General features: G+C 69.1%; 16 protein-coding genes and 1 tRNA gene. 13 read left to right on the forward strand and 4 right to left on the reverse strand.

The window, feature by feature from the left end:
* The first annotated feature begins 84 nt into the window (after window positions 1–84).
* The 5 genes from ASC70_RS10405 to ASC70_RS10425 all read left to right on the forward strand — a co-directional run bounded on the left by ASC70_RS10405 (window position 85) and on the right by ASC70_RS10425 (window position 5,594).
* Window positions 85–2,169 carry a glycoside hydrolase family 65 protein gene (locus ASC70_RS10405; RefSeq protein WP_056049730.1) on the forward strand — a complete coding sequence of 695 codons (2,085 nt, stop codon included), beginning with the start codon at window positions 85–87 and terminating at the stop codon, window positions 2,167–2,169.
* Window positions 2,166–2,582 carry a DUF6766 family protein gene (locus ASC70_RS10410; protein WP_056049733.1) on the forward strand — a complete coding sequence of 139 codons (417 nt, stop codon included), beginning with the start codon at window positions 2,166–2,168 and terminating at the stop codon, window positions 2,580–2,582. The genes ASC70_RS10405 and ASC70_RS10410 overlap by 4 nt, the downstream gene beginning before the upstream one ends.
* A 152-nt stretch (window positions 2,583–2,734) precedes the next feature.
* Window positions 2,735–4,732, forward strand: coding sequence for a TonB-dependent receptor (locus ASC70_RS10415; protein WP_056049736.1), 1,998 nt, complete (start codon window positions 2,735–2,737; stop codon window positions 4,730–4,732).
* Window positions 4,733–5,013: 281 nt separating this feature from the next.
* Window positions 5,014–5,277: a hypothetical protein gene (locus ASC70_RS10420; RefSeq protein ID WP_056049739.1), complete on the forward strand. Its 264-nt coding sequence runs from the start codon at window positions 5,014–5,016 to the stop codon at window positions 5,275–5,277.
* A 77-nt stretch (window positions 5,278–5,354) separates the two neighbouring features.
* Window positions 5,355–5,594 (forward strand): hypothetical protein, encoded by a 240-nt coding sequence (locus tag ASC70_RS10425; RefSeq protein ID WP_047409440.1) that lies wholly within the window; start codon window positions 5,355–5,357, stop codon window positions 5,592–5,594.
* A 12-nt stretch (window positions 5,595–5,606) separates the two neighbouring features.
* Here ASC70_RS10425 and ASC70_RS10430 read toward each other — a convergent pair whose 3' ends face one another.
* The gene (locus tag ASC70_RS10430; RefSeq protein ID WP_056049742.1) at window positions 5,607–6,053 is read right to left on the reverse strand and encodes a CZB domain-containing protein; all 447 of its coding nucleotides are present in this window, start codon (window positions 6,051–6,053) and stop codon (window positions 5,607–5,609) included.
* Window positions 6,054–6,252: 199 nt separating this feature from the next.
* On the opposite strand from ASC70_RS10430, the gene ASC70_RS10435 reads away from it, so the two are divergent.
* The 6 genes from ASC70_RS10435 to ASC70_RS10460 all read left to right on the forward strand — a co-directional run bounded on the left by ASC70_RS10435 (window position 6,253) and on the right by ASC70_RS10460 (window position 11,056).
* Window positions 6,253–6,732, forward strand: coding sequence for a DUF305 domain-containing protein (locus ASC70_RS10435; RefSeq protein WP_056049746.1), 480 nt, complete (start codon window positions 6,253–6,255; stop codon window positions 6,730–6,732).
* A gap of 133 nt (window positions 6,733–6,865) precedes the next feature.
* Window positions 6,866–7,153 carry a hypothetical protein gene (locus ASC70_RS10440; protein ID WP_056049748.1) on the forward strand — a complete coding sequence of 96 codons (288 nt, stop codon included), beginning with the start codon at window positions 6,866–6,868 and terminating at the stop codon, window positions 7,151–7,153.
* A 1-nt stretch (window position 7,154) separates the two neighbouring features.
* Window positions 7,155–7,592, forward strand: coding sequence for a Spy/CpxP family protein refolding chaperone (locus ASC70_RS10445; RefSeq protein ID WP_056049751.1), 438 nt, complete (start codon window positions 7,155–7,157; stop codon window positions 7,590–7,592).
* A complete protein-coding gene (locus ASC70_RS10450; protein WP_056049754.1) occupies window positions 7,589–8,161 on the forward strand; it encodes an RNA polymerase sigma factor in 573 nt (190 codons plus the stop codon). Before ASC70_RS10445 ends, ASC70_RS10450 begins: the two co-directional genes overlap by 4 nt.
* 109 nt (window positions 8,162–8,270) lie before the next feature.
* Window positions 8,271–10,112 carry a copper resistance system multicopper oxidase gene (locus ASC70_RS10455; RefSeq protein ID WP_056049756.1) on the forward strand — a complete coding sequence of 614 codons (1,842 nt, stop codon included), beginning with the start codon at window positions 8,271–8,273 and terminating at the stop codon, window positions 10,110–10,112.
* On the forward strand, window positions 10,109–11,056 hold the full coding sequence (locus ASC70_RS10460; RefSeq protein WP_056049759.1) for a copper resistance protein B: 948 nt from the start codon (window positions 10,109–10,111) through the stop codon (window positions 11,054–11,056). The genes ASC70_RS10455 and ASC70_RS10460 overlap by 4 nt, the downstream gene beginning before the upstream one ends.
* A 4-nt stretch (window positions 11,057–11,060) precedes the next feature.
* Here ASC70_RS10460 and copD read toward each other — a convergent pair whose 3' ends face one another.
* A complete protein-coding gene (gene copD / locus ASC70_RS10465) occupies window positions 11,061–11,987 on the reverse strand; it encodes a copper homeostasis membrane protein CopD (RefSeq protein WP_056049762.1) in 927 nt (308 codons plus the stop codon).
* Between the two features lie 3 nt (window positions 11,988–11,990).
* Complete coding sequence (gene copC / locus ASC70_RS10470) at window positions 11,991–12,353, reverse strand: copper homeostasis periplasmic binding protein CopC (protein WP_056049765.1); 363 nt, start codon at window positions 12,351–12,353, stop codon at window positions 11,991–11,993.
* Between the two features lie 398 nt (window positions 12,354–12,751).
* Between copC and ASC70_RS10475 the strand changes: the two genes are divergently transcribed.
* Both ASC70_RS10475 and ASC70_RS10480 read left to right on the forward strand, forming a co-directional pair.
* A complete protein-coding gene (locus ASC70_RS10475; protein WP_056049767.1) occupies window positions 12,752–15,574 on the forward strand; it encodes a TonB-dependent receptor in 2,823 nt (940 codons plus the stop codon).
* Window positions 15,575–15,632: 58 nt separating this feature from the next.
* Window positions 15,633–18,845 (forward strand): alpha-L-rhamnosidase, encoded by a 3,213-nt coding sequence (locus tag ASC70_RS10480; RefSeq protein ID WP_156396179.1) that lies wholly within the window; start codon window positions 15,633–15,635, stop codon window positions 18,843–18,845.
* Window positions 18,846–18,958: 113 nt separating this feature from the next.
* Here the strand turns inward: ASC70_RS10480 and ASC70_RS10485 are convergent.
* Window positions 18,959–19,033, reverse strand: a tRNA-Thr gene (locus ASC70_RS10485).
* Between the last annotated feature and the right edge of the window lie 40 nt (window positions 19,034–19,073).

Genomic DNA, 19,073 nt, shown 5'->3' on the forward strand with positions numbered 1-19,073 from the left:
CCAGCAACGCCCGGCGAAGGCCCTGGGTTCGAACCTTTGGCGCGGTCGGGGAGTTGAGTGGATCTGCGCCTTGAGAGGGAGAAGATGTCGCGACCCATCAGTCCTCCGCCCGTTTCCGGTGATGGAGGCCCGGATCTGCCCGCCTATGTCAGCAACGGCCTGATCGGCCTGCGGGTGCGCTGCCAGCCGCTTCAGGCGGGGATGGCCCTGGTCAACGGCTATGCCGGCGAGGATCCCGAACGCCAGATCGAGGCCGCCGCGCCCGCGCCCTATCCATTGGCGGGCGACATCGCCATCGGCGGCGTCTGGTTGTCGGACCTTCCGCACCAGGCCAGCGATCTGGAGCAGGCCTACGACTTCTCTTGCGGAGAACTGACCAGCCGCTTCGTCTTCACCGCCCAGGGGCGCCGCCTCGACTGCTCGGTGCTGACCTTCGCCAGCCGCGAGGATCCGACCCTGGTCTGCCAGGAGATCACCGTGGAGGTCGACGGCGCCTGCGACGTTCAGCTCCGCGCCGGGATCGCCACGGCGGGGGTTCTGGGGCGCGCCCTGCGGTTCTTGCGCGATACGCCGGGCGAGGCCGTTCAGCACAGCGACGGCGGACTGCTTTGGGAATCCGCCGGCGCGATATGTGAGGTGGGCCTGGCCTATGTCACCGAGCTGTCCGGCGGGGCGACGAGCGAGATCGAGCCGGTTCGGCCTGCTCTGGACGCCACGGGCCTGATCACCACCTACGGCTTCCGGGCCCGGGCCGGGACGACCTATCGCCTGCGCCAGATCACCAGCCTCGTGCCCAGCGCCCTGCACACCCGCCCGGCCGAGCAGGCCACGCGCATGGCGGCCAAGGCCCGGCACGACGGCTTCGAGGCGATCCGCGCCGAGAACCGCCTGGCCTGGGACGAGATCTGGAAAGGTCGCGTCCGCCTGGTTGGCGCCGAGCCGCGCTGGCAGGCCCTGGCCGATGCGGCGTTCTTCTATCTGAACAGCTCGGTCCACGCCTCGGCCTGTTCGTCGACCTCGATCTTCGGCCTCTCGATCTGGCACGACTATCACTACTATTACGGCCACGTGATGTGGGACATCGAGGCCTTCGCCGTTCCCGTCCTGACCTTCCTCCAGCCCCAGGCCGCCGCCGCCCTGCTGGACTATCGCCACCGCAATCTCGACCAGGCCCGCGCCAACGCCAAGCTCATGGGCCGGGCCGGCGCGCAGTTTCCCTGGGAGAGCTCGCCCTCGCGCGGCGAGGAGGCCGCGCCGCTGCCAGGCACGGCCGCCTGGCACGAGGACCACGCGTCGATGGACGTGGCGCGCGCCTTCGCCCTCTATGCCGACGCGACGGGGGATGCGGAGTTTCGGCTCGAAAAGGCTTGGCCGGTGCTGGCGGCTGTCGCCGACTGGATCGTATCGCGCGCGCACCGCGCCGCCGAGGGCTACGAGATCCGCGCCTCGATGGGCATCGCCGAGCGCGAGCAGGAGGTCGACAACGCCGCCTTCAGCAACATGGCCGCCGTGGTGGTGCTGAGGGACGCGATCCGCACGGGCGAGCGGCTGGGGCGCCAGATCAATCCGGCGTGGCGCGCGATCGCGGGGAACATGATCCTGCCGCGGCGGGGCGACGTCGTCGTCTCGCACGACGGCTATCGCAAGAACGAGGAAAAGGGCGCGACGCCTGATCCGCTGATGGGACTCTGGCCGTTCGGCTTCGAGCTCGCGCCCCACGAAGAGCAGGCGACCCTGCGGTTCTATCTCGACCAGGCCGACAACTATCTAGGCAGCCCGATGCTGTCGGCGCTGTACGGAGCCTGGGCCGCGCGAACGGGCGATCGCGCCTTGGCGCTGAAGCTGCTCGAGGAGGGTTACGCCCAGTTCGAGACCGGGCGTTTCAGCCAGATCCTGGAATATCGGCCCGACCGGTTTCCCGAACAGCCCCGCGCGGGTCCGTTCTTCGCCAACATGGGCGGGTTCCTCAGCAGCCTGCTGCTGGGCTTTCCGCGCCTGGAGCCGGACGAGGGCGCGCCGGAAGGCTGGGGGCGAGCGACCGTCGTCCTGCCGCGAGGCTGGGAGGCGATCGAGATCAATCGGTTGTGGGTGCGCGGCCGACCCATGCGCCTGGTCGCGCGTGACGGCCAGGTCGCCAGCCTGACGCTGCTGGAGGAGGATTTCACATGAAGCGCTACGCCTATGCCTGGCTGACCGGGCTGTTCTTCTTCGTCTCGATCATCGGCCATTGGGCCTTCGGCTGGTTCGCCTTCGTCGACGAACAGCAGAGCCTGCACCAGGCGCCGCAACTCGCGCCCTATCTGGTCGAGATGGGGCGCGACACCTTCGAGAACTGGCAGTCGGAGTTCCTGCAGCTGATCTGGCAGGTCGTGGGCCTGGCCTATTTCCTCTATGTCGGCTCGCCGTCCTCGAAGGAGAACGACGACCGCTCCGAGGCCAAGCTGGACGCCCTGATCCGGCTCCAGGCCGGCGAGCGGGCCGAGGACATCATCGCCGAGATCGACCGCCGCTTCCTGCGAACGGGCGGTCACTCCAAGCCGCATGGCCACGGCGCGCCGGACGTCGTCGTCGGCCGGGAGTAGCGGACCGGGCGCTGCCAAACGCGCCGCCATCCAGGGGTTTGTGATCAAAAAGGCATCACCGGCCTCGTCTTCACGCTATCGCCAAAGATGGGCTTGGCTGGAGTTATGATATAACATACTAAGCCGCAGTTCGCTTTTTCTGGAGAAGCCAAATGCGGCTGCGTTCGATGGTGTTGACGGCGTCCAGCGCTGGGGTCCTGCTAGGGTTGGGCGCGGGTGCGCACGCCCAGGATCTGGGGCATTCTTCGGTGTCGGAGGTGGTGATCACCGCCTCGCCGCTGGCCGGCGACCCCGACCGCTTCGCCACCATCGTCGAGCAGGTGACCCGTGACCAGGTGCTGAGCAACGGCGGCGCCAGTCTGGCCGACGCCCTGCGCAACGTGCCTGGCGTCGCCGGGACGGGCTTCGCGGCCGGCGCCAGCCGTCCGGTGATCCGTGGCATGGACGCCCAGCGCGTGAAGCTGGCCGAGAACGGCCTCTCCAGCTCGGACGTCTCGGACGTCGGTCCCGACCACGGCGTGCCGATCGATCCGCTCGCGGCCCAGCAGATCGAGGTGGTTCGCGGCGCGGCCACCCTGCGCTACGGCAGCCAGGCGATCGGCGGCGTGGTCAACGTCATCAACAACCGCATTCCCATGAAGCCGATCGACGGGATCGAGGGCGAGGCCACCACGGCCTATTCCACGAGCTCGGCGACGGGTGAAGGCACGGTCAGCCTCGACGCGGGGCAGGGCCCGTTCGCGGTCCACCTGGACGGCTTCGGTCGCCGGGCCAGCGACTACGACACGCCCGACGGCAAACAGCCCAACTCGTTCTTCCATGGCAACGGCTATTCCGCCGGCGCGTCCTACTTCTTCGGCGACGACAGCCGGGTCGGCGCCAGCGGCACGCACTACGCGGCCCGCTACGGCATCCCGTCCGACGACACCTTCATTCGCATGAAGCAGGACAAGGGCGCGTTCGGCGGATCGTTCAAGTTCGGCGAGGGCCTGCTGCAGCGGGTGAACGTCGACGCCGGCTATGCCGACTACTCTCACAGCGAGATCGACCCGGAAGGCAATGTCGTCCTGTCCACCTTCAACAACAAGGAGTGGGACGGGCGGATGGAGGCGTTGTTCGGCGCCATGGGGCCGCTGTCGGCCTCGGCCGTCGGCGTCCAGTTCCAGGACCGCAAATTCGCCGCCCTCGGCGAAGGGGCCGACTATCTGCTGCCAACCCACACCCGCAGCGGCGCGGCCTTCGCCTTCGTCGAGGCGCCGGTGGGCGCCCTGCAGTTCCAGGGCGCGCTGCGTGTCGAGCGCATCCGGATCGACGGCACGCCGGCCTCTGGCGTCGAGACGCGCCGCAACTACACGCCGTTCAGCGCCTCGGCCGGCTTCACCTACGACGCTTCCGACGCCCTGCGCCTGGGCCTGACGGCGGCCTCGGCGGCGCGCGCGCCGGCCCAGACGGAACTGTTCGCCCGCGGCCCGCACGACGGCCCCGCGACCTACGAAACCGGCAATCCCGACCTGAAGCTCGAGCGCGCCAACTCGCTGGAGGCCACCGCCCGCTACAAGCTCGGGACGGCCGGCCGCATCGAGGCCTCGGTCTGGGGCGCGCGCTTCGACAACTACATCTACGGCGCCCTGACGGGCCGTCTCTGCGACGAGGACGGCGTCTGCGCCGCTGGCGGGCCTGGCGACCTGAAGGAACTCAACTACGGTCAACGCGACGCCAGCTTCTGGGGCGTCGAGGCCAAGGCGTTCTTCCCGCTGACCTCGGTGGCGGGCGGCAAGCTGTCGGGCCAGGTGCTGGGCGACTATGTCCGCGCCAAGTTCGCGGGCGGCGGCGGCGACGTGCCGCGGATCCAGCCCGGCCGCTTCGGCGGCGGCCTCGACTGGGCCAACGATTCGTTCGACGCCAGCTTCCTGGTGCTGGCGGTGTCCGCGCAGGACCATGTCGGCGTGGCCGATCCGGCGACCGATGGCTACACCTCGGTCGACGCCCAACTGCGCTGGAAGCCGTTCAAGGCCAAGCCGGGGATCGAGCTTCTGCTGGTGGGCCACAACCTCGCCGACGAGACGATCCGCAACGCCACCGCGCTGAACAAGGACTCGGTGGTGATGCCCGGTCGCGACGTGCGGCTGGTGCTGAGCGCCAAGTTCTGACGCTGGGGGACCTCGGCGGGCGCCGCCCCGCCGAGGGACTTTCGAAGGCGCCTCGGACCTCTTGACGCGGACCGCGCGCGACCTAACTCATCGCTTGCCGCCGGGCGCCGAAAGGGCCCGGCCCTGGGGCGTGCGAACGCCGCCCCTCATGTCCAACTTGCTTTCGAGGAGATGGAAATGAGCACCGTGTTCGATTTTTCTCCGCTTCATGACTCGCTGATCGACCAGGCGGCCGCGCCAAAAGCGCGGCAGGCGGCCTAGGCGGTCGGGAGCAGGGCGCCATGCAACCGCTCTCTGTCTCGACCGGCCGGACGCCGCCGTGGCCGGTGCGGCCGGCCGTCGGTTTTCTGCATCCGCTAGAGGTCGTCAAGGACGACGATCTGGACGTCGCCGCCAAGCGCGAGATCCTCGCCGCCTGGGCGTCGGACGCCAGCGCCGTCGAGGATCGGCCAACCCAGAGATGGCTCCTGGGAACCCCCGCGCCCGTGCCGCTCAGCGAGGTGCTGGCCGCCCTGGGTCGCCTCGACCGGGCCAGATTCCCTTGAGTTGGGGCGGACGGTCGGCTCGCGGAGGACCGGCCGTCACTTCCCCCGAATACGCTTAAGTTTGTTCGAGAATGACCATGCCGAGTCTAATCGTCGTGGAGCCGGCCGGAGACGCGTGGGCCGTCCGCAGCTCCCTCAGCGACAATCCCATGCTGTATCGCACCGGCGCGCGGGCCGAGAGCACGGCCCGCGACCTGGCTCATCGCCTGGCCGACGCCGGCGAACCCGTGGTCCTGGAAATTCGGCTCCGCGACGGCGCCTCGGCGGGACGATTTCTCTTCCCGCCTCGGATCCACGGCGAGATCGTCGCCGCTTGATCGCTCCAGGCTCTAGGCGGCCAGCGTCGTGGCCGCCGTCTTCATGCGCCGGAACGCCAAGGTGAGGTCGGCCAGCGCCTGGGCGAACGGCATGCCGTTGCGGAGCCCGCGCTGGGCCTCGGCGAATTGGCCGCGCCCGACCTGTTCGGCCACCGCGCCTGCCGCGGCATGAAACTCACGATGCGCCTCGAGCAGGCTGAGGAAGGCGTGGTTGCCGGCCCAGCGCTTGCCGCCCTCGCCGTGGAGCCAGCATCCCGCCGGACAAAGCCGGTCGGACTTGAAGGCGGCCGGATCGATGCGGCGCTGCTCGGTGATCGCCGCGCCGAGCGTCTCGCGGATTTGACTGTGCTGGTGTGCTTGTTCCTGGAAGTCCATGACCAAACCCGTTGGTTCAATCCCAATGCGCGTGTTTTCCACCAGGGTGGTTTCTGAACGGTTGCCGCGGGCGTGATCGTCCACAGGATCGGCGCAACTATCCACGATCGCCCATTAGAGCCTTTTACGCGGCGTGCAGGCGGATCCCGCGCCTCGCCGCGCCTGGAGACGATTTAATTTCCTGAGCGGAACACCAAGAGAATTCAGCGGTTTGTGCCGGCATCGCACGCGAAGACAGGCACAGGCCGCGCCGCCGGCCAGGCCTCAACTCAGGAGATGCTCGATGGCCCAGGACCCGCACTCGCAAGACCATTCGCATCACGCGCCCTACCAGCGCCTGGCCGCCATGACCGTCCTGTCGTTCCTGGCGATGTACGTCCTGATGTACGCCATGGTCGACAAGGCCTCGAACATTCATCCCAGCTTCAACCAGGCCTACATGGCCGGTCTGATGGCTGCGCCGATGGTGATCATCGAGCTGCTGCTGATGGGGATGATGTATCCGCGCAAGGGGCTCAACAAAGGGCTCCTGGCGGCCAGCCTGGCCGTGGGCCTGCTGTGCTTCGCCGCCATTCGCCAGCAATGGCTGATCGGTGACCGCGAGTTCCTGCGCTCGATGATCCCGCACCATTCGGGGGCGATCCTGATGTGCGGCAAGGCGCCGATCAAGGACCCCGAGCTTCGCCAGCTCTGCGCGACCATCATCGAGGGGCAGCAGCGGGAGATCGATCAGATGAACGCGATGCTGGCCCGGGGCCGCTGAGACCTTTCGCCCTAGCATGTCGCGCGCGGCGACGCCGTCCGCCACAATGGGTCAGCCGACGCCCGGATCCTTCGCGCGAGGGATCCGGGCGTCGCGCGCGTATCCTTGTGGTGCAGAGGTCAGGGGATCGGCGATGAGCGACCAGCTCGACCATCTTTTCGAGGCGTTGCGGCGTGAGCCGGATGCTGATTTGCCGGGACTGGAGGGTCAGGTCTGGACCCGGATCGACGCCTGGCGCGAGCACCGCCACGCATCGAGCGCGCTCGCGCCGCTGAGGGCGGCGTCGGTAGTCGCGGCCCTGGGCCTGGGGATCGTCGGCGGCAGCCTGGCGGCCAGCGCCGGCGCGCGGGCGCCGGTGGAGATCTCGGCCTTTTCGGTCGACGCGCACCTGGCGCCCTCGACCCTGCTGATCGGCCGCTGACATGCGCAGGATTTCCCGTGGCGCGGTTCTGACCGTGGTCCTGGCGCTGCTGGCCGGGGTGGCCGGCGGATGGCTCGGATCCGGTCGCCTGGCCCAGCGCCCGGCCCCGTCGCTGCATGAGATGGTCCATCATGAACTGAAGCTGACCTCGGCCCAGGACCGCCAGATCGAAGGGCTCGAGCAGGATTTCGCCGTCCGCCGGCGGGCTCGCGAAGCCGAGCTGCGGGCGGCCAACGCCCAGCTGGCCGCGGCGATTCAGGCGCGCCACGAATACGGACCCGAGGTCGCGGCCGCCGTCGAGCGTTTCCATGCCGCCATGGGGGCGTTGCAGCTCGAGACGGTCCAGCACGTCCTGGCCATGCGCAAGGTGCTGACACCCGAGCAGGCGGCCAAGTTCGATCGTCGCGTCAGCGAGGCGCTCACGAACGAAGCGCCGTGACCTCCGGGGCGGACGAGGATGACGACGGCGCGCTGGCCCGGCGGGCGGCGCTGGGCGACGAGCGCGCCTTCACCCGGTTGATGCGCCGTCACAAGGGGCCGCTGCACGCCTTCGCGCGACGTCACGTCGGCGACCCCGAGGCGGCGCTCGAGGTCGTGCAGGAAAGCTTCGTGGCGGCGTGGAAGGCGCTTGGCCGCTATGATCCTTCGCGTCCGTTCGGCGCCTGGATGCGGACGATCGTACTCAACAAGTGCCGCGACCGGGGCCGGCGCCTGCTGGTGCGCCGGCTGATCCTGGGGGAGCGGTCGATCGACGCGCCCGGCGCGCCCGACTATGCCGACCCCGCTCCGGGACCGGAAGCCGCCAGCCTTCGCGCCGAGCAGCTGGCGCGGCTGGAGGCGGCCATCGCCCGCTTGCCCGACCAGCTGAAGGAGCCGTTGATCCTGACCTATCTGGAAGGCTATTCCCAGCAGGCGGCCGCCGACCTGCTGAAGGTCAGCGTCAAGACGGTCGAGACGCGGGCCTACCGCGCGCGCAAGCGACTGGCCGACTGGATGGACAAGTCCTGAATTTTCGCCCCCGGCCGGCGAGGGAGATCAAGGCGGGCCGCGTAGCTATCCATTGATATCGCGGCGTCCGTTCGTCTCTCGCCAGCGCGCCATCGCCTAAAGGGCTGTCATGCATCGACCCGGTACGGCTTTCGATCGCCGCCGCATCCTTCAAGCGCTGGCCGTGCTGGGCGGCGGGGCGACCCTCGCTGGCCTGCTGCCCGGCTGGGCGCGCGCGGCGCGGGGCGCGGATCCGGGCCGTGCGCCGCCGGCGCTCTCCGGCGACGAGATCAAGCTGACCATCGGCCACACGCCGGTCACGGTAGATGGCAAGAGCGCCCACGCCGTGACGATCAACGGCACGGTCCCCGGCCCACTGATCCGGCTGAAGCAGGGCCAGCACGTCCGCCTGTCGGTGACCAACACGCTGGACGAGGAAACCTCGATCCACTGGCACGGCCTGCTGGTGCCGTTCCAGATGGACGGCGTCCCCGGCGTCAGCTTCCCCGGCATCAAGCCGGGCGAGACCTTCGTCTACGAATTCCATGTCCGGCAGTCGGGGACCTACTGGTACCACAGCCATTCGGGGCTGCAGGAGCAGATGGGCCACTATGGTCCGATCATCATCGATCCCGCCGGTGAGGATCCGGTGGCCTTCGACCGCGAGCATGTCGTGGTCCTGTCGGACTTCAGCGCGCTGCATCCGCACCAGATCTTCAAAAAGCTGAAGCAGCAGAGCGGCGTCTTCAACTATCAGCGCCAGACCATCGCCGGCCTGCTCGCCGGGCGCGACCAGGTCCTGGCCGAGCGCCTGGATTGGGCGAAGATGCTGATGGACCCGACCGACATCTCGGACGTCACCGACGCGGCCTACACGTTCCTGGTCAACGGCCATGGGCCCAAGGACAACTGGACGGCGCTGTTCTCGCCCGGCGAGCGGGTGCGCCTGCGGTTCATCAACGCCGCGGCCCAGTCGGTCTTCAACGTCCGCATCCCGGGGCTGCGGATGACCGTGGTCGCCGCCGACGGCCAGCACGTGCGCCCGGTCGAGGTCGACGAATTCCAGATCGGCAACGCCGAGACCTACGACGTCATCGTCCAGCCGGCGCAGGACAAGGCCTTCACCATCGTCTCGGAGTCGGTCGACCGCTCCGGCCTCGGCCGCGCCACCCTGGCGCCGCGTCCGGGCATGAGCGCCGAGGTTCCGCCGCTGCGCGAACGCCCCCTGACGACCATGCGCGACATGGGGATGGACATGGGGGGCATGGGCGGCATGAACCTCGGGTCCATAGCCGGCATGGACCACGCCGCCATGGGCCATGAGGCCATGACGGCGAAGCCAGTTCCCGGCATGGCCGCGCCGCGCCCGCGCGGAAGCGACGTGATGGGCAAGATGGAGTCCGGCGGCATGGACATGTCCATGCGAAATCCGGAGAACGCGCCGCAGGTCAAGCTCGGCCCGGGCGTGCAGATGATCGCCCCCATGCCGATGGATCGCACCGGCGAGCCGGGGCAGGGGCTGGCGAGCGTCGGCCATCGAGTCCTGGTCTATCGCGACCTGGTGGCGCTGGAGCCCAACGCCGACACCCGCCCGCCCGAGCGGTCGATGGAGATCCACCTGACCGGCAACATGGAGCGGTTCATGTGGGGGTTCGACGGGCGCAAGTTCAGCGACCGGCCGCCGCCCTATGCGTTCCGAACCGGCGAGCGGGTGCGGGTCACCCTGATCAACGACACCATGATGGCCCACCCGATCCACCTGCACGGCCACTTCTTCGAGCTGACCTTCGGGCCGGCGGGCTACCTGCCGCGCAAGCATACGGTGATCGTGCTGCCCGGCGGGCGCGTGAGCTTCGACTTCACCGCCGAGCGCGGCGACTGGGCCTTCCACTGCCACATGCTCTATCACATGCACGCGGGGATGTTTCAGGTGTTCAGCGTGCGCGACACGAGCCCGGAGGGCGCGCGATGAAGGCCTCGCTGATCGCCCTCCTGCCGGCCCTGTGGGCGGCGCCCGCCATGGCGCAGCATGCCGGCCACCACGCCGCGCCGCCACCGAGCGCTCAGCCCGCCCAGGCCAGTCCGAAGCCGGCCGCCGATCCGCACGCGGGCCACGACATGGGCGCCATGCCTGGCATGGACGCCCCCAGCCAGGCCGTCCAAGGCGCGCCGCCGCTGCCGGACCATGAGACGGCCGCGCCGTCGCCGCCCGCCGATCATCTGGCCGATAAGGTCTACGACCCGGCCGCCATGGACAGCGCCCGCGCCCTGCTGCGCGAGGAGCACGGCGGAGCGCGCCTGTCGAAGGTCATGGCCAACCTCGTGGAGTACCGGGCAGGGTCTGGCGCCGACGGCTACCACTGGGACGGCGAGGCCTGGTTCGGCGGCGACCTGAACCGCTTCGTCCTCAAGTCCGAAGGCGAGGGCGACCGCCACGGCGTCGAGGCCGGCGAGGTCCAGGCGCTCTATTCGCGGGCCGTGAGCCTCTACACCGATCTGCAGGTCGGCGTGCGCCAGGACGTCGAGCCCAAGTCGCGCACCTACGCCACGGTCGGCGTCCAGACCCTGCTGCCTTATTGGGTGCAGGCCGGCGGCGCGCTGTTCCTGTCCAACAAGGGCGACGTCCTGGGCCGGGCGGAAGGGGCGATCGACTGGCGACTGACCCAGCGCCTGGTCCTGCAGCCGCGCGCCGAGCTGAACTTCGCCGCCCAGGATACTCCCGAAACCGCGACTGGATCGGGCCTCTCCGAGGGCGAGCTGGGCCTGCGCCTGCGCTACGAGGTCCGCCGGGAATTCGCGCCCTATGTCGGAGTGAGCTGGGCGAGGCGCTTCGGGCGCACCGCCGACTATGCCCGCGCCCAGGGCCGCGACGTCTTGGACACCAGCTTCGTGGTCGGGGTGCGGGCCTGGTTCTAGCGAGCTACTGGGCGGTGATCGGGGCCAGGCGGCCCAGCCAGGCTGCCAGGCCCAGCACCGCCAGGCCCGCGCCGAACTCCAGCAACAGGCTGCGGCGCAGCGCGTCGATCGCCGCGCCCGCTTCGGCGGGGTCCGTGAGCGCCGCCCGGAGCGCGGGCGTCAGCCGAAAGCGGTTGGCGGCGGCCAGGGCGACCATGGCGGCGAACAGGACAAGCTTGAGGATCAGTAGGCGGCCATAGGACGTCTCCACCAGTCCCGTCCAACCTGACGGACCGACCAGGAACCAGCCGTTGACCAGGCCGCTGGCGGCCAGGGCGGCGACCACGCCCGAGCCCAGGCCCGAGAAACCCGCCAGCGCGGCGTGGAAGGCCGCGCGGCGGTTCTCGCTAAGCCGCGCATCGCCGGCGAGGATGACGAAGAAGGCGAGGGCCCCGATCCAGACCGCCGCGGCCGCCAGGTGGACGATGTCCGCCAACAGGTGAAGGCCGCCGGCCGCGCCTTCGGTCGCCGCGCCGTGACCCATCCAGGCCATGCTGGCCGTCGCCACCGCGCCGAGGGACGCCGCGCCGACCCAGACGCCGCGACCCGGTCGAACAGCGAGCAGGAGAACGAAGGCCAGAGCGGCCGCCAAGGCGCGGACCAGCGACGCCGCGCCCATGGCCATCTCGGTCAGCACCGAGACGAGGATGGACGGGTCAAACGCCGCGCCCGGGGAGCCGGCGACGACCGCGGTTTGCAGCAGCAGGCCCGCGATGCTCGCGAGACCGAGCATGGCGGCGACCCAGCCGAGCAGCCGGCGGGGCCATTCCAGAGTCCCGGCGCTGGCGGGGCCGCTGGCCGGCAGCGCGTAGATCGCGAACAGCGCTCCGCCCATCAGGACGAAGCTCGCCGCGTACTGCGCCCATCGCAGCAGGACGACCCCGGTCTCCATCGCCTATTTCACCGTGAAAGCGACGACGCCGTCCATCCGATGGCCGTCGTCGGCCGCCGTCGCGCGCCAGCTGATCTTGTAGGCGCCGGACGCCAACCGGCCCTTGAGAACGCCGGTGATGACCTTGCGGTCCTGGGAAATCGACGTCTTCACCGGCGTCGTCCTGCCGTCGGCGGTGGTCAGCGCGAAGGTCGAGAACGCCGGGGCGAGCTTCTCGTTGAAGGTCAGGCGGATCGCCGTCGGCGCGGCCACGGTGGCGTTGGCGGCGGGGTTGGACGCCACGAGCTTGGCGTGGGCGCTGGCCTCGCCGGCGGTCAGGGCCGAGGCCGAAAGGACGGCGGTCAGGAGAAAGGCGCGGAAGGCCATGAGGGGTCCTGTCGAGCTGCGGTTGCCTAGTAGGCTACGCGGGATCTAGCGCTGGCCCTCACCGCTCCGCGATTGCCCTCTCCATTTTCTTCGCGAGCGTCAAATTTGTCTGAGTATAAGATCGGTGCCGAGATGGCGGAGCCGACGTGGCTCAGGCGGGCAGCGGCGCCGTAAGAGCGATTCGTCTTAATGTAGGACAAAAGGACGAAGTGCGCGCGGAGCCTGGGCCAGCGGATTCGCCCAACGGCAGCGCCAAGAAGGCCATCGAAAATCCATTCGAACCCAATGCTGATTAATAATATCAATTCTATTGACGATCGGCGCTGACGAGGGCACGTCTAGTCGGACAAAAGATGGTCGCGAGGAGAACGCCTCGCGCGGGATACTGGGAGGAAATTATGAAACGCCTTGCGTTTATGCTGTCGGTCGCGCCGATGGCGCTGTTGGCCTTGCCCGCCGTGGCGCAGACGACGCCCGCCGGACAGGTCTTGTCCGACAAGTCGGCTCCGGCCAGGACGGCCGCCGCGACGAACGACTCGGCCGTGACCGAGGTCGTCGTGACCGGCCTGCGGCAAAGCCTGCGCTCGGCGCAGCAGATCAAGCGCAACTCCGACGCCATCCTCGACGCGGTCGTGGCCGAAGACATCGGCAAGCTTCCCGACAACACCGCCGCCGAAACCCTGGCGCGCCTCGCCGGCGTCCAGGTCGAGCGGTTCAGCGACGAGGCCAACCGCGTCCTCATCCGCGGCCTGCCGGACGTGGCCACCACCTACAACGGCCGCGAAATCTTCACGGCCGAGCTGCGCCGCGTGCAGCTGCAGGACTTCCCGGCCCAGGCCCTAGCGGGGATCGAGGTCTACAAGTCCGGGACGGCCGACATCGTCGAGCCTGGCCTGGCCGGCCTGATCAATGTCCGCACCCGCCGTCCGTTCGACTTCAAGGACTGGTTTGTCGGCGGCGGCGTCCGCGGCACCTACAACGACCAGACCAAGAAGCGCGACCCCAACGGCAACATCCTGGTTTCGGACCGCTGGGACACGCCGATCGGCGAGATCGGCATCCTGGCCAACGCCACCTACGCCCAGTCGCAGTACCGTAACGGCGTGCGGTACAACAACCAGGGCATCGCCACGGTCAGCCCCGCCTCCAGCGTCTCGCCGGCCAGCGTGGGCCACAACTTCCGCTATCCGTATTCCGTCGGCCTCTACAACGACGGCGGCAAGCGCTACCGCCCGTCCGGAAACGTCGCCATTCAGTGGCGGCCGACCGACAAGCTGGAGATCTATTTCGACGGCATCTACCAGGGCTATCGCGGCCGGCAGGCCACCGACAACCTCGACGTCAATCTGCGCGACTGGGATTCGACCGTCAGGCAGGACCCGACGCTGACGAACGTCACGCTGGTTCCGGGGACGACCGACCAGGCGGCGGGCTTCACCAAGACCGGCGGCGTCGCGCCCCAGGCCTATCGCTCGACCGGCGCTGACCACACCAACACCTACCAGGGCGCGTTCGGCGCGACTTGGCGCGGCGATCGCCTGACCCTGTCCACCGATCTGGCCTACGAGGATAGCGAATACGAGGCCCGCAACTGGAGCCTCGACAGCGCCTTCGCCTCGCCGCCGACCGTCGTCGTCAAGTTCAACGAGAAGGACGGCGCGGCGTTCGACCTCACCGGCTTCGACGCCTCGAACCCGGCGAACTACCTCTGGCGCGGCTATTACGAGCGGCACTACATCGCCAAGGGCAGCGGCGTCCAATGGCGCGGCGACGCGGTGTTCGACACCGGCGCCTCGTGGCTCCCGGAGATCAAGTTCGGGCTGCGCTACACCGATCGGGACGCCTCGCTGATCCAGGGCTCGCGCTACGCGTGGGTGCTCCCGCTCAAGCTCCCGCTGGCCGGGCTCCCCGTCGGCCAACTGCAGATGGTCGAGGATCCGTTCCGCGGCAATTCGCAGGGCTTTACCCAGTATCTGATGCCGACGCGTGACGGCATCGCCGGCAACACCGCGGGCCTGCTGCAGCGGTCGGTCGCGGCCCTGCAGCAGCTGGTGGCGCTGAACCCCACCGATCAGGGCTACAAGGACACGTTGAAGGCCTTCGGCAGCCCGGACGTGCCGCTGGACCAGGGCGGCGCCTTCAGCGCCACCGAGCAAAGCTACGCCGAGTACGCCCAGGCCAAGTACAACTTCGATCTGGGATCGGTCGCGGTCGACGGCGTGATCGGCGTCCGCGTCGTCCAGACCCTCGGCGAATATTCCGGCACGTCGCGCGTCTCCGCCAACGGCGTCACCACCCTGATCCCGCGGACCATCCGGCAGAACTACACCGACGTGCTGCCGAACGTCAGCATGCGGATCCGGCCGACCGACAAGCTGCAGCTGCGCCTGGGCTACACCCAGACCCGCACCCGCGTCGATTTCGGCGCGCTCAACCCGGCTCTGAACGTCTCGCAGGTGGTTCGAGACCCGACGCAGCCCATCGACCCCAACGCACCCGTGCAGCCGAATGCCTATGGCTCGGGCGGCAATCCCGATCTGCTTCCGCTCACGTCCAACAACTACGACGTCAGCGCCGAGTACTATTTCTCGAGCACGGGCAGCATCTCGGTCGCGGGCTTCTATCGCGACCTCTTCGGCTTCACGAGCAACTACACCCGGCGCATCCAGGATCCCGTCTACGGGCTGATCGAGATCAACCGTCCGGAAAATTCCGGCGCGGGCAAGATCAAGGGCTTCGAGATCAACGCCCAGACCTTCCTGGATTTCCTGCCGGAGTCGCTGAAGGGCTTCGGCGTTCAGGGGAACGTCACCTATGTCGACGGCAAGAACCAATTCCCCAGGACGCTCGGCGGAGACGCCGCCTATGTCCGCATCACGGGCCTGTCCAAGTGGACGTACAACGCCGCGGTGTTCTATGAGCGCAATGGCCTGACGGGGCGGATTTCGTACAATCGCCGCTCGCCCTGGGTGAACTACTACCGCCAGGCCGCCGATGGCTCGCAGTACACCGGCGTGGGCATCAGGGCGGTCTCCCGCCTGGACGCCTCGTTGAGCTATGACGTCTCCAAGCACCTGACCGTCAGCGCCGATGTCTCGAACCTGCTGGCCAAGCCGTTCGAGAACTACAACAACTACGAGACCAACCGGGCCTATCCGGTCGATGTCCGCTACGAGGGCCGGTACTACGGCCTGGGCCTGCGCTTCCGCTTCGGCGAATGACGCATGAGAGGCCGGCGGTTCAGCCGCCGGCCTCTTCACCACCAGTCTGGATCGCCGCATGCCATCCATGAACCGCCGCCGGTTTTTCGCGGCGTCCAGCCTCGCGGTCGCGAGCTCGGGCGTGGCGACAGCCGCGTCCGCGCGACCGGCCCCGGCCAAGCCCGCCGTCGTCGATCTGCGGGCGGAGAACACCACCGACCTGCTCGGAACGGCCGTCGCCAAGCCCCGGCTGTCCTGGCGGATGACGGGCCCGGAGCGGGGCCTGGCCCAGGTCGCCTATCGAGTCCGGGCCGGATCCAGGCGAGACGAGGTGGCGGCGGGGAGGGCCGATCTTTGGGACAGCGGCTGGGTCCGCTCCGACGCCTGCCTGGATATCCCCTTCGGCGGGCCCGACCTGCGCTCCCAGCAGCGGGTCTGGTGGACCGTCGAGGCCCATGACAACCACGGCCGCGTCCTGGCCTCCAAACCCGCCTGGTTCGAGGCTGGCCTGACGGATCCGCGCGACTGGCGCGGCCAGTGGCTGGCAGCCGAGGATCCATTCGCGGCGGCCGACCGCGCCGCGGGCGTCGACTGGGTCTGGGCCGGCGAAGCCCTCGACGACCAGCCCCACGCCTTCCGATTGGATTTCGAGGCTCCGCCGACCCTGGTGCGGGCCGAGGTGCTAGTGACGGCCAAGGACGGACTGCGCGCCGTCTGGGCCAATGGCCGGGCGGTCCCCTGGCGCCAACCGCTCAATCCCAGCTGGGGCGTCCTGCGGCCAGTCCCCATGGAGGTTCGGCCGGGGAAGAACTCGCTCTGCCTGCTGGTCACGCAGGATCGGTGGGGCTTCTTCGAGCCGACGGGCGGGGCGGTGGCCAGCCTGATCCGGCTATATCTCGCCGACGGCACGGTCCAGCGGATCGCCAGCGGGTCCAATTGGAAGGGGACGACCAAGCCGCCCTCGACCTGGACCGAACCCGACTTCGAGCCGACGGGATGGACGACGGCGCGGGTCGTCAACGACCGCACCAAGAGCGTCCCGCTGCCCGCCGAGGCGGCCCTGCAGCTGCGCACCACCTTCACGCCAAGCCAGCGCGTCGTCAGCGCCCGGCTCTACGCCACGGCTCTGGGCGCCTATGAAGCGTCGATCAACGGGCGGCCGGTGGGCGAAGCCCGACTGGCGCCCGAAATCAGCGTCGCCGAAGACCATCTCTTCTACCAGGTCTACGACGTCGGCGACCTGATCGGCGACGGTCTCAACAGCCTTTGCGCCTTGGTCGGGGACGGCTTCTACGCCAGCGCCTTCACCTGGAACAATCAGCGCTACAGCCTGGGACCGCCGCCGCGTCGGCTGATGATGCAGCTGCGGCTGGACTATGCCGACGGCGGGCATGACTGGGTGCTGACCGGGCCCGGCTGGCGCGTGGCGCCGTCGCCGATCCTGCGGTCCGAGATCTATGACGGCGAGGTCTACGACGCCCGGCTGAAGATCCGGGGTTGGGACCTGCCGGGATTCGACGCCGACGGCTGGGCGGTCGCCCAGGTCGGCGAAGCGCCGCGCGGCCGTCTCGTTCCCCAGACCAGCCCCCGGCTGAAGTCCCAGATGACGCGGATGGCGGAGACGATCGCCGAACCGCGACCGGGCGTCTTCGTGTTCGACTTCGGCCAGAACTTCGCCGGCCATGTCCGGCTGAAGGCGCGCGGCGAGGCCGGGCGCTCGGTGACGATGCGGTTCGGCGAATATCTAAAGCCGTCGGGCGAGGTCGATCAGGCCAACCTGCGCGAGGCGCTGGCCCGCGACGTCTACACCCTGCGCGGGGACGCCGGCGGCGAGGTCTACGCGCCGCATTTCACCTATCACGGCTTCCGCTACGTCCAGGTCGAGGGCTATCCGGGCAAGCCTACGGCGGCCGACATCGTGGGCGTCGTGGTCTTCAGCGACTGCGCGCCGACCGGCGAGATGACGCTGGACAACGCCCTGCTGCAGAAGGTTTGGCGAAACGCGCTCTGGAGCCAGCGGTCGAACTTCTTCGGCGTGCCCACCGACTGCCCGCAGCGCGACGAGCGGATGGGCTGGATGGGCGACATCCAGGTGTTCCTCGACGCGGCCGCCTTCAACATGGACGTCGACGCCTTCGTCCGCCGCTACCTGGCCGAGGTCCGCGCCGCCCAGAGCCCGGCTGGCGCCTATCCCATCGTGACGCCGGCGCCGCTCTGGTTCGGCGAGACCGTCACGGCCGGCTGGTCCGAGGCCGGGGTGATCCTGCCCTGGACCCTCTGGAACCGCTACGGCGACACCGCCGTGATCGACGAGAACTGGTCGGCGATGACCCGCTGGATGGACTATCTGTCCTCGCGCAACCCGGACTTCCTCTGGCGGAACGGCCGAGGCTGCGACCTGGGCGACTGGCTCTCGGTCGACGCGGTCAATCCAGCCGACGAGACGACGCCGCGCGTGCTGTGCGCCACCGCCTATTGGGGTCACTGCGCGACGATCATGGCCGAGATGGCGGCGGCGACCGGCCGCGCCGACGAGGCCGCCCGCTATCGCGAGCTGTTCGCCCATATAAAGACCGCCTTCGCCGCCAACCTGATGCGCGCAGACGGCGCGGCCGGCAACGGCAGCCAGACCAGCCAGATCCTGGCCCTGCGCTTCGGCCTGGCGCCCGACGAACACAGGGCGCGCTCGGCCCGGGTGCTGGCCGACGACATCAAGCGGCGCGGCATGAAGCTGTCGACCGGCTTCCTGGGCACGCCCTACCTGCTGGATATTCTGGCCGACGCGGGCCACCACGACGTCGTCGCGGGCCTGCTGCTGCAGACCGGCTACCCCTCGTGGGGCTACATGCCGATCAAGGGCGCCACGACGATGTGGGAGCGGTGGAACGGCGACACCGGCGACCTGGCGATGAACAGCTTCAACCACTACGCCTACGGCGCGGTGTGCGGCTTCTACTACCGCCGCCTGGCCGGGATCGCGCCGGCCAGCCCGGGCTTCCGGCGGATCAAGGTCGATCCGTTGTTCCTGCCCCAGGTCGGCGGGGTCAAGGCCTCGTACCGCTCCTGTCTCGGCCTGATCGCCACCGAGGTGAGCGGCGACACTCGCGGCTTGACGGGATTGGCGCTGACCGTGCCGCCGAACGCCAAGGCCGAGGTCTGGCTGCCCGCCGCGGGTGACTGGCGGGAGGGCGGTCGAGCGTTACGCGGGCGCGCCGACGTCGGCGTCCTGGATTCGACCGGCGACCGGCTGATCCTGGAGGTCGGCGCCGGCGAGTATCGCTTTTCGCGCTAGGGCGAAGGCTTGGCCGTCGCCAAGCGCGTGCGCGTTCGCCGAAGCGAAATAACGTCAGCGATTTCAGGGGGAAAATGGTCGGGGCCCAAAGCTTGAACTGCTTTGGGCCCCGATGGTGCCACGACAGGGACTCGAACCCTGGACCTCAGCCTTACCAAGGATGCGCTCTACCACTGAGCTACCGCGGCGAAGAGGAGGGGCGTATAGCGAGGAGAATCGCGGATGCAA

It is taken from the genome of Caulobacter sp. Root343, from assembly GCF_001425745.1.
Lineage (GTDB): Bacteria > Pseudomonadota > Alphaproteobacteria > Caulobacterales > Caulobacteraceae > Caulobacter.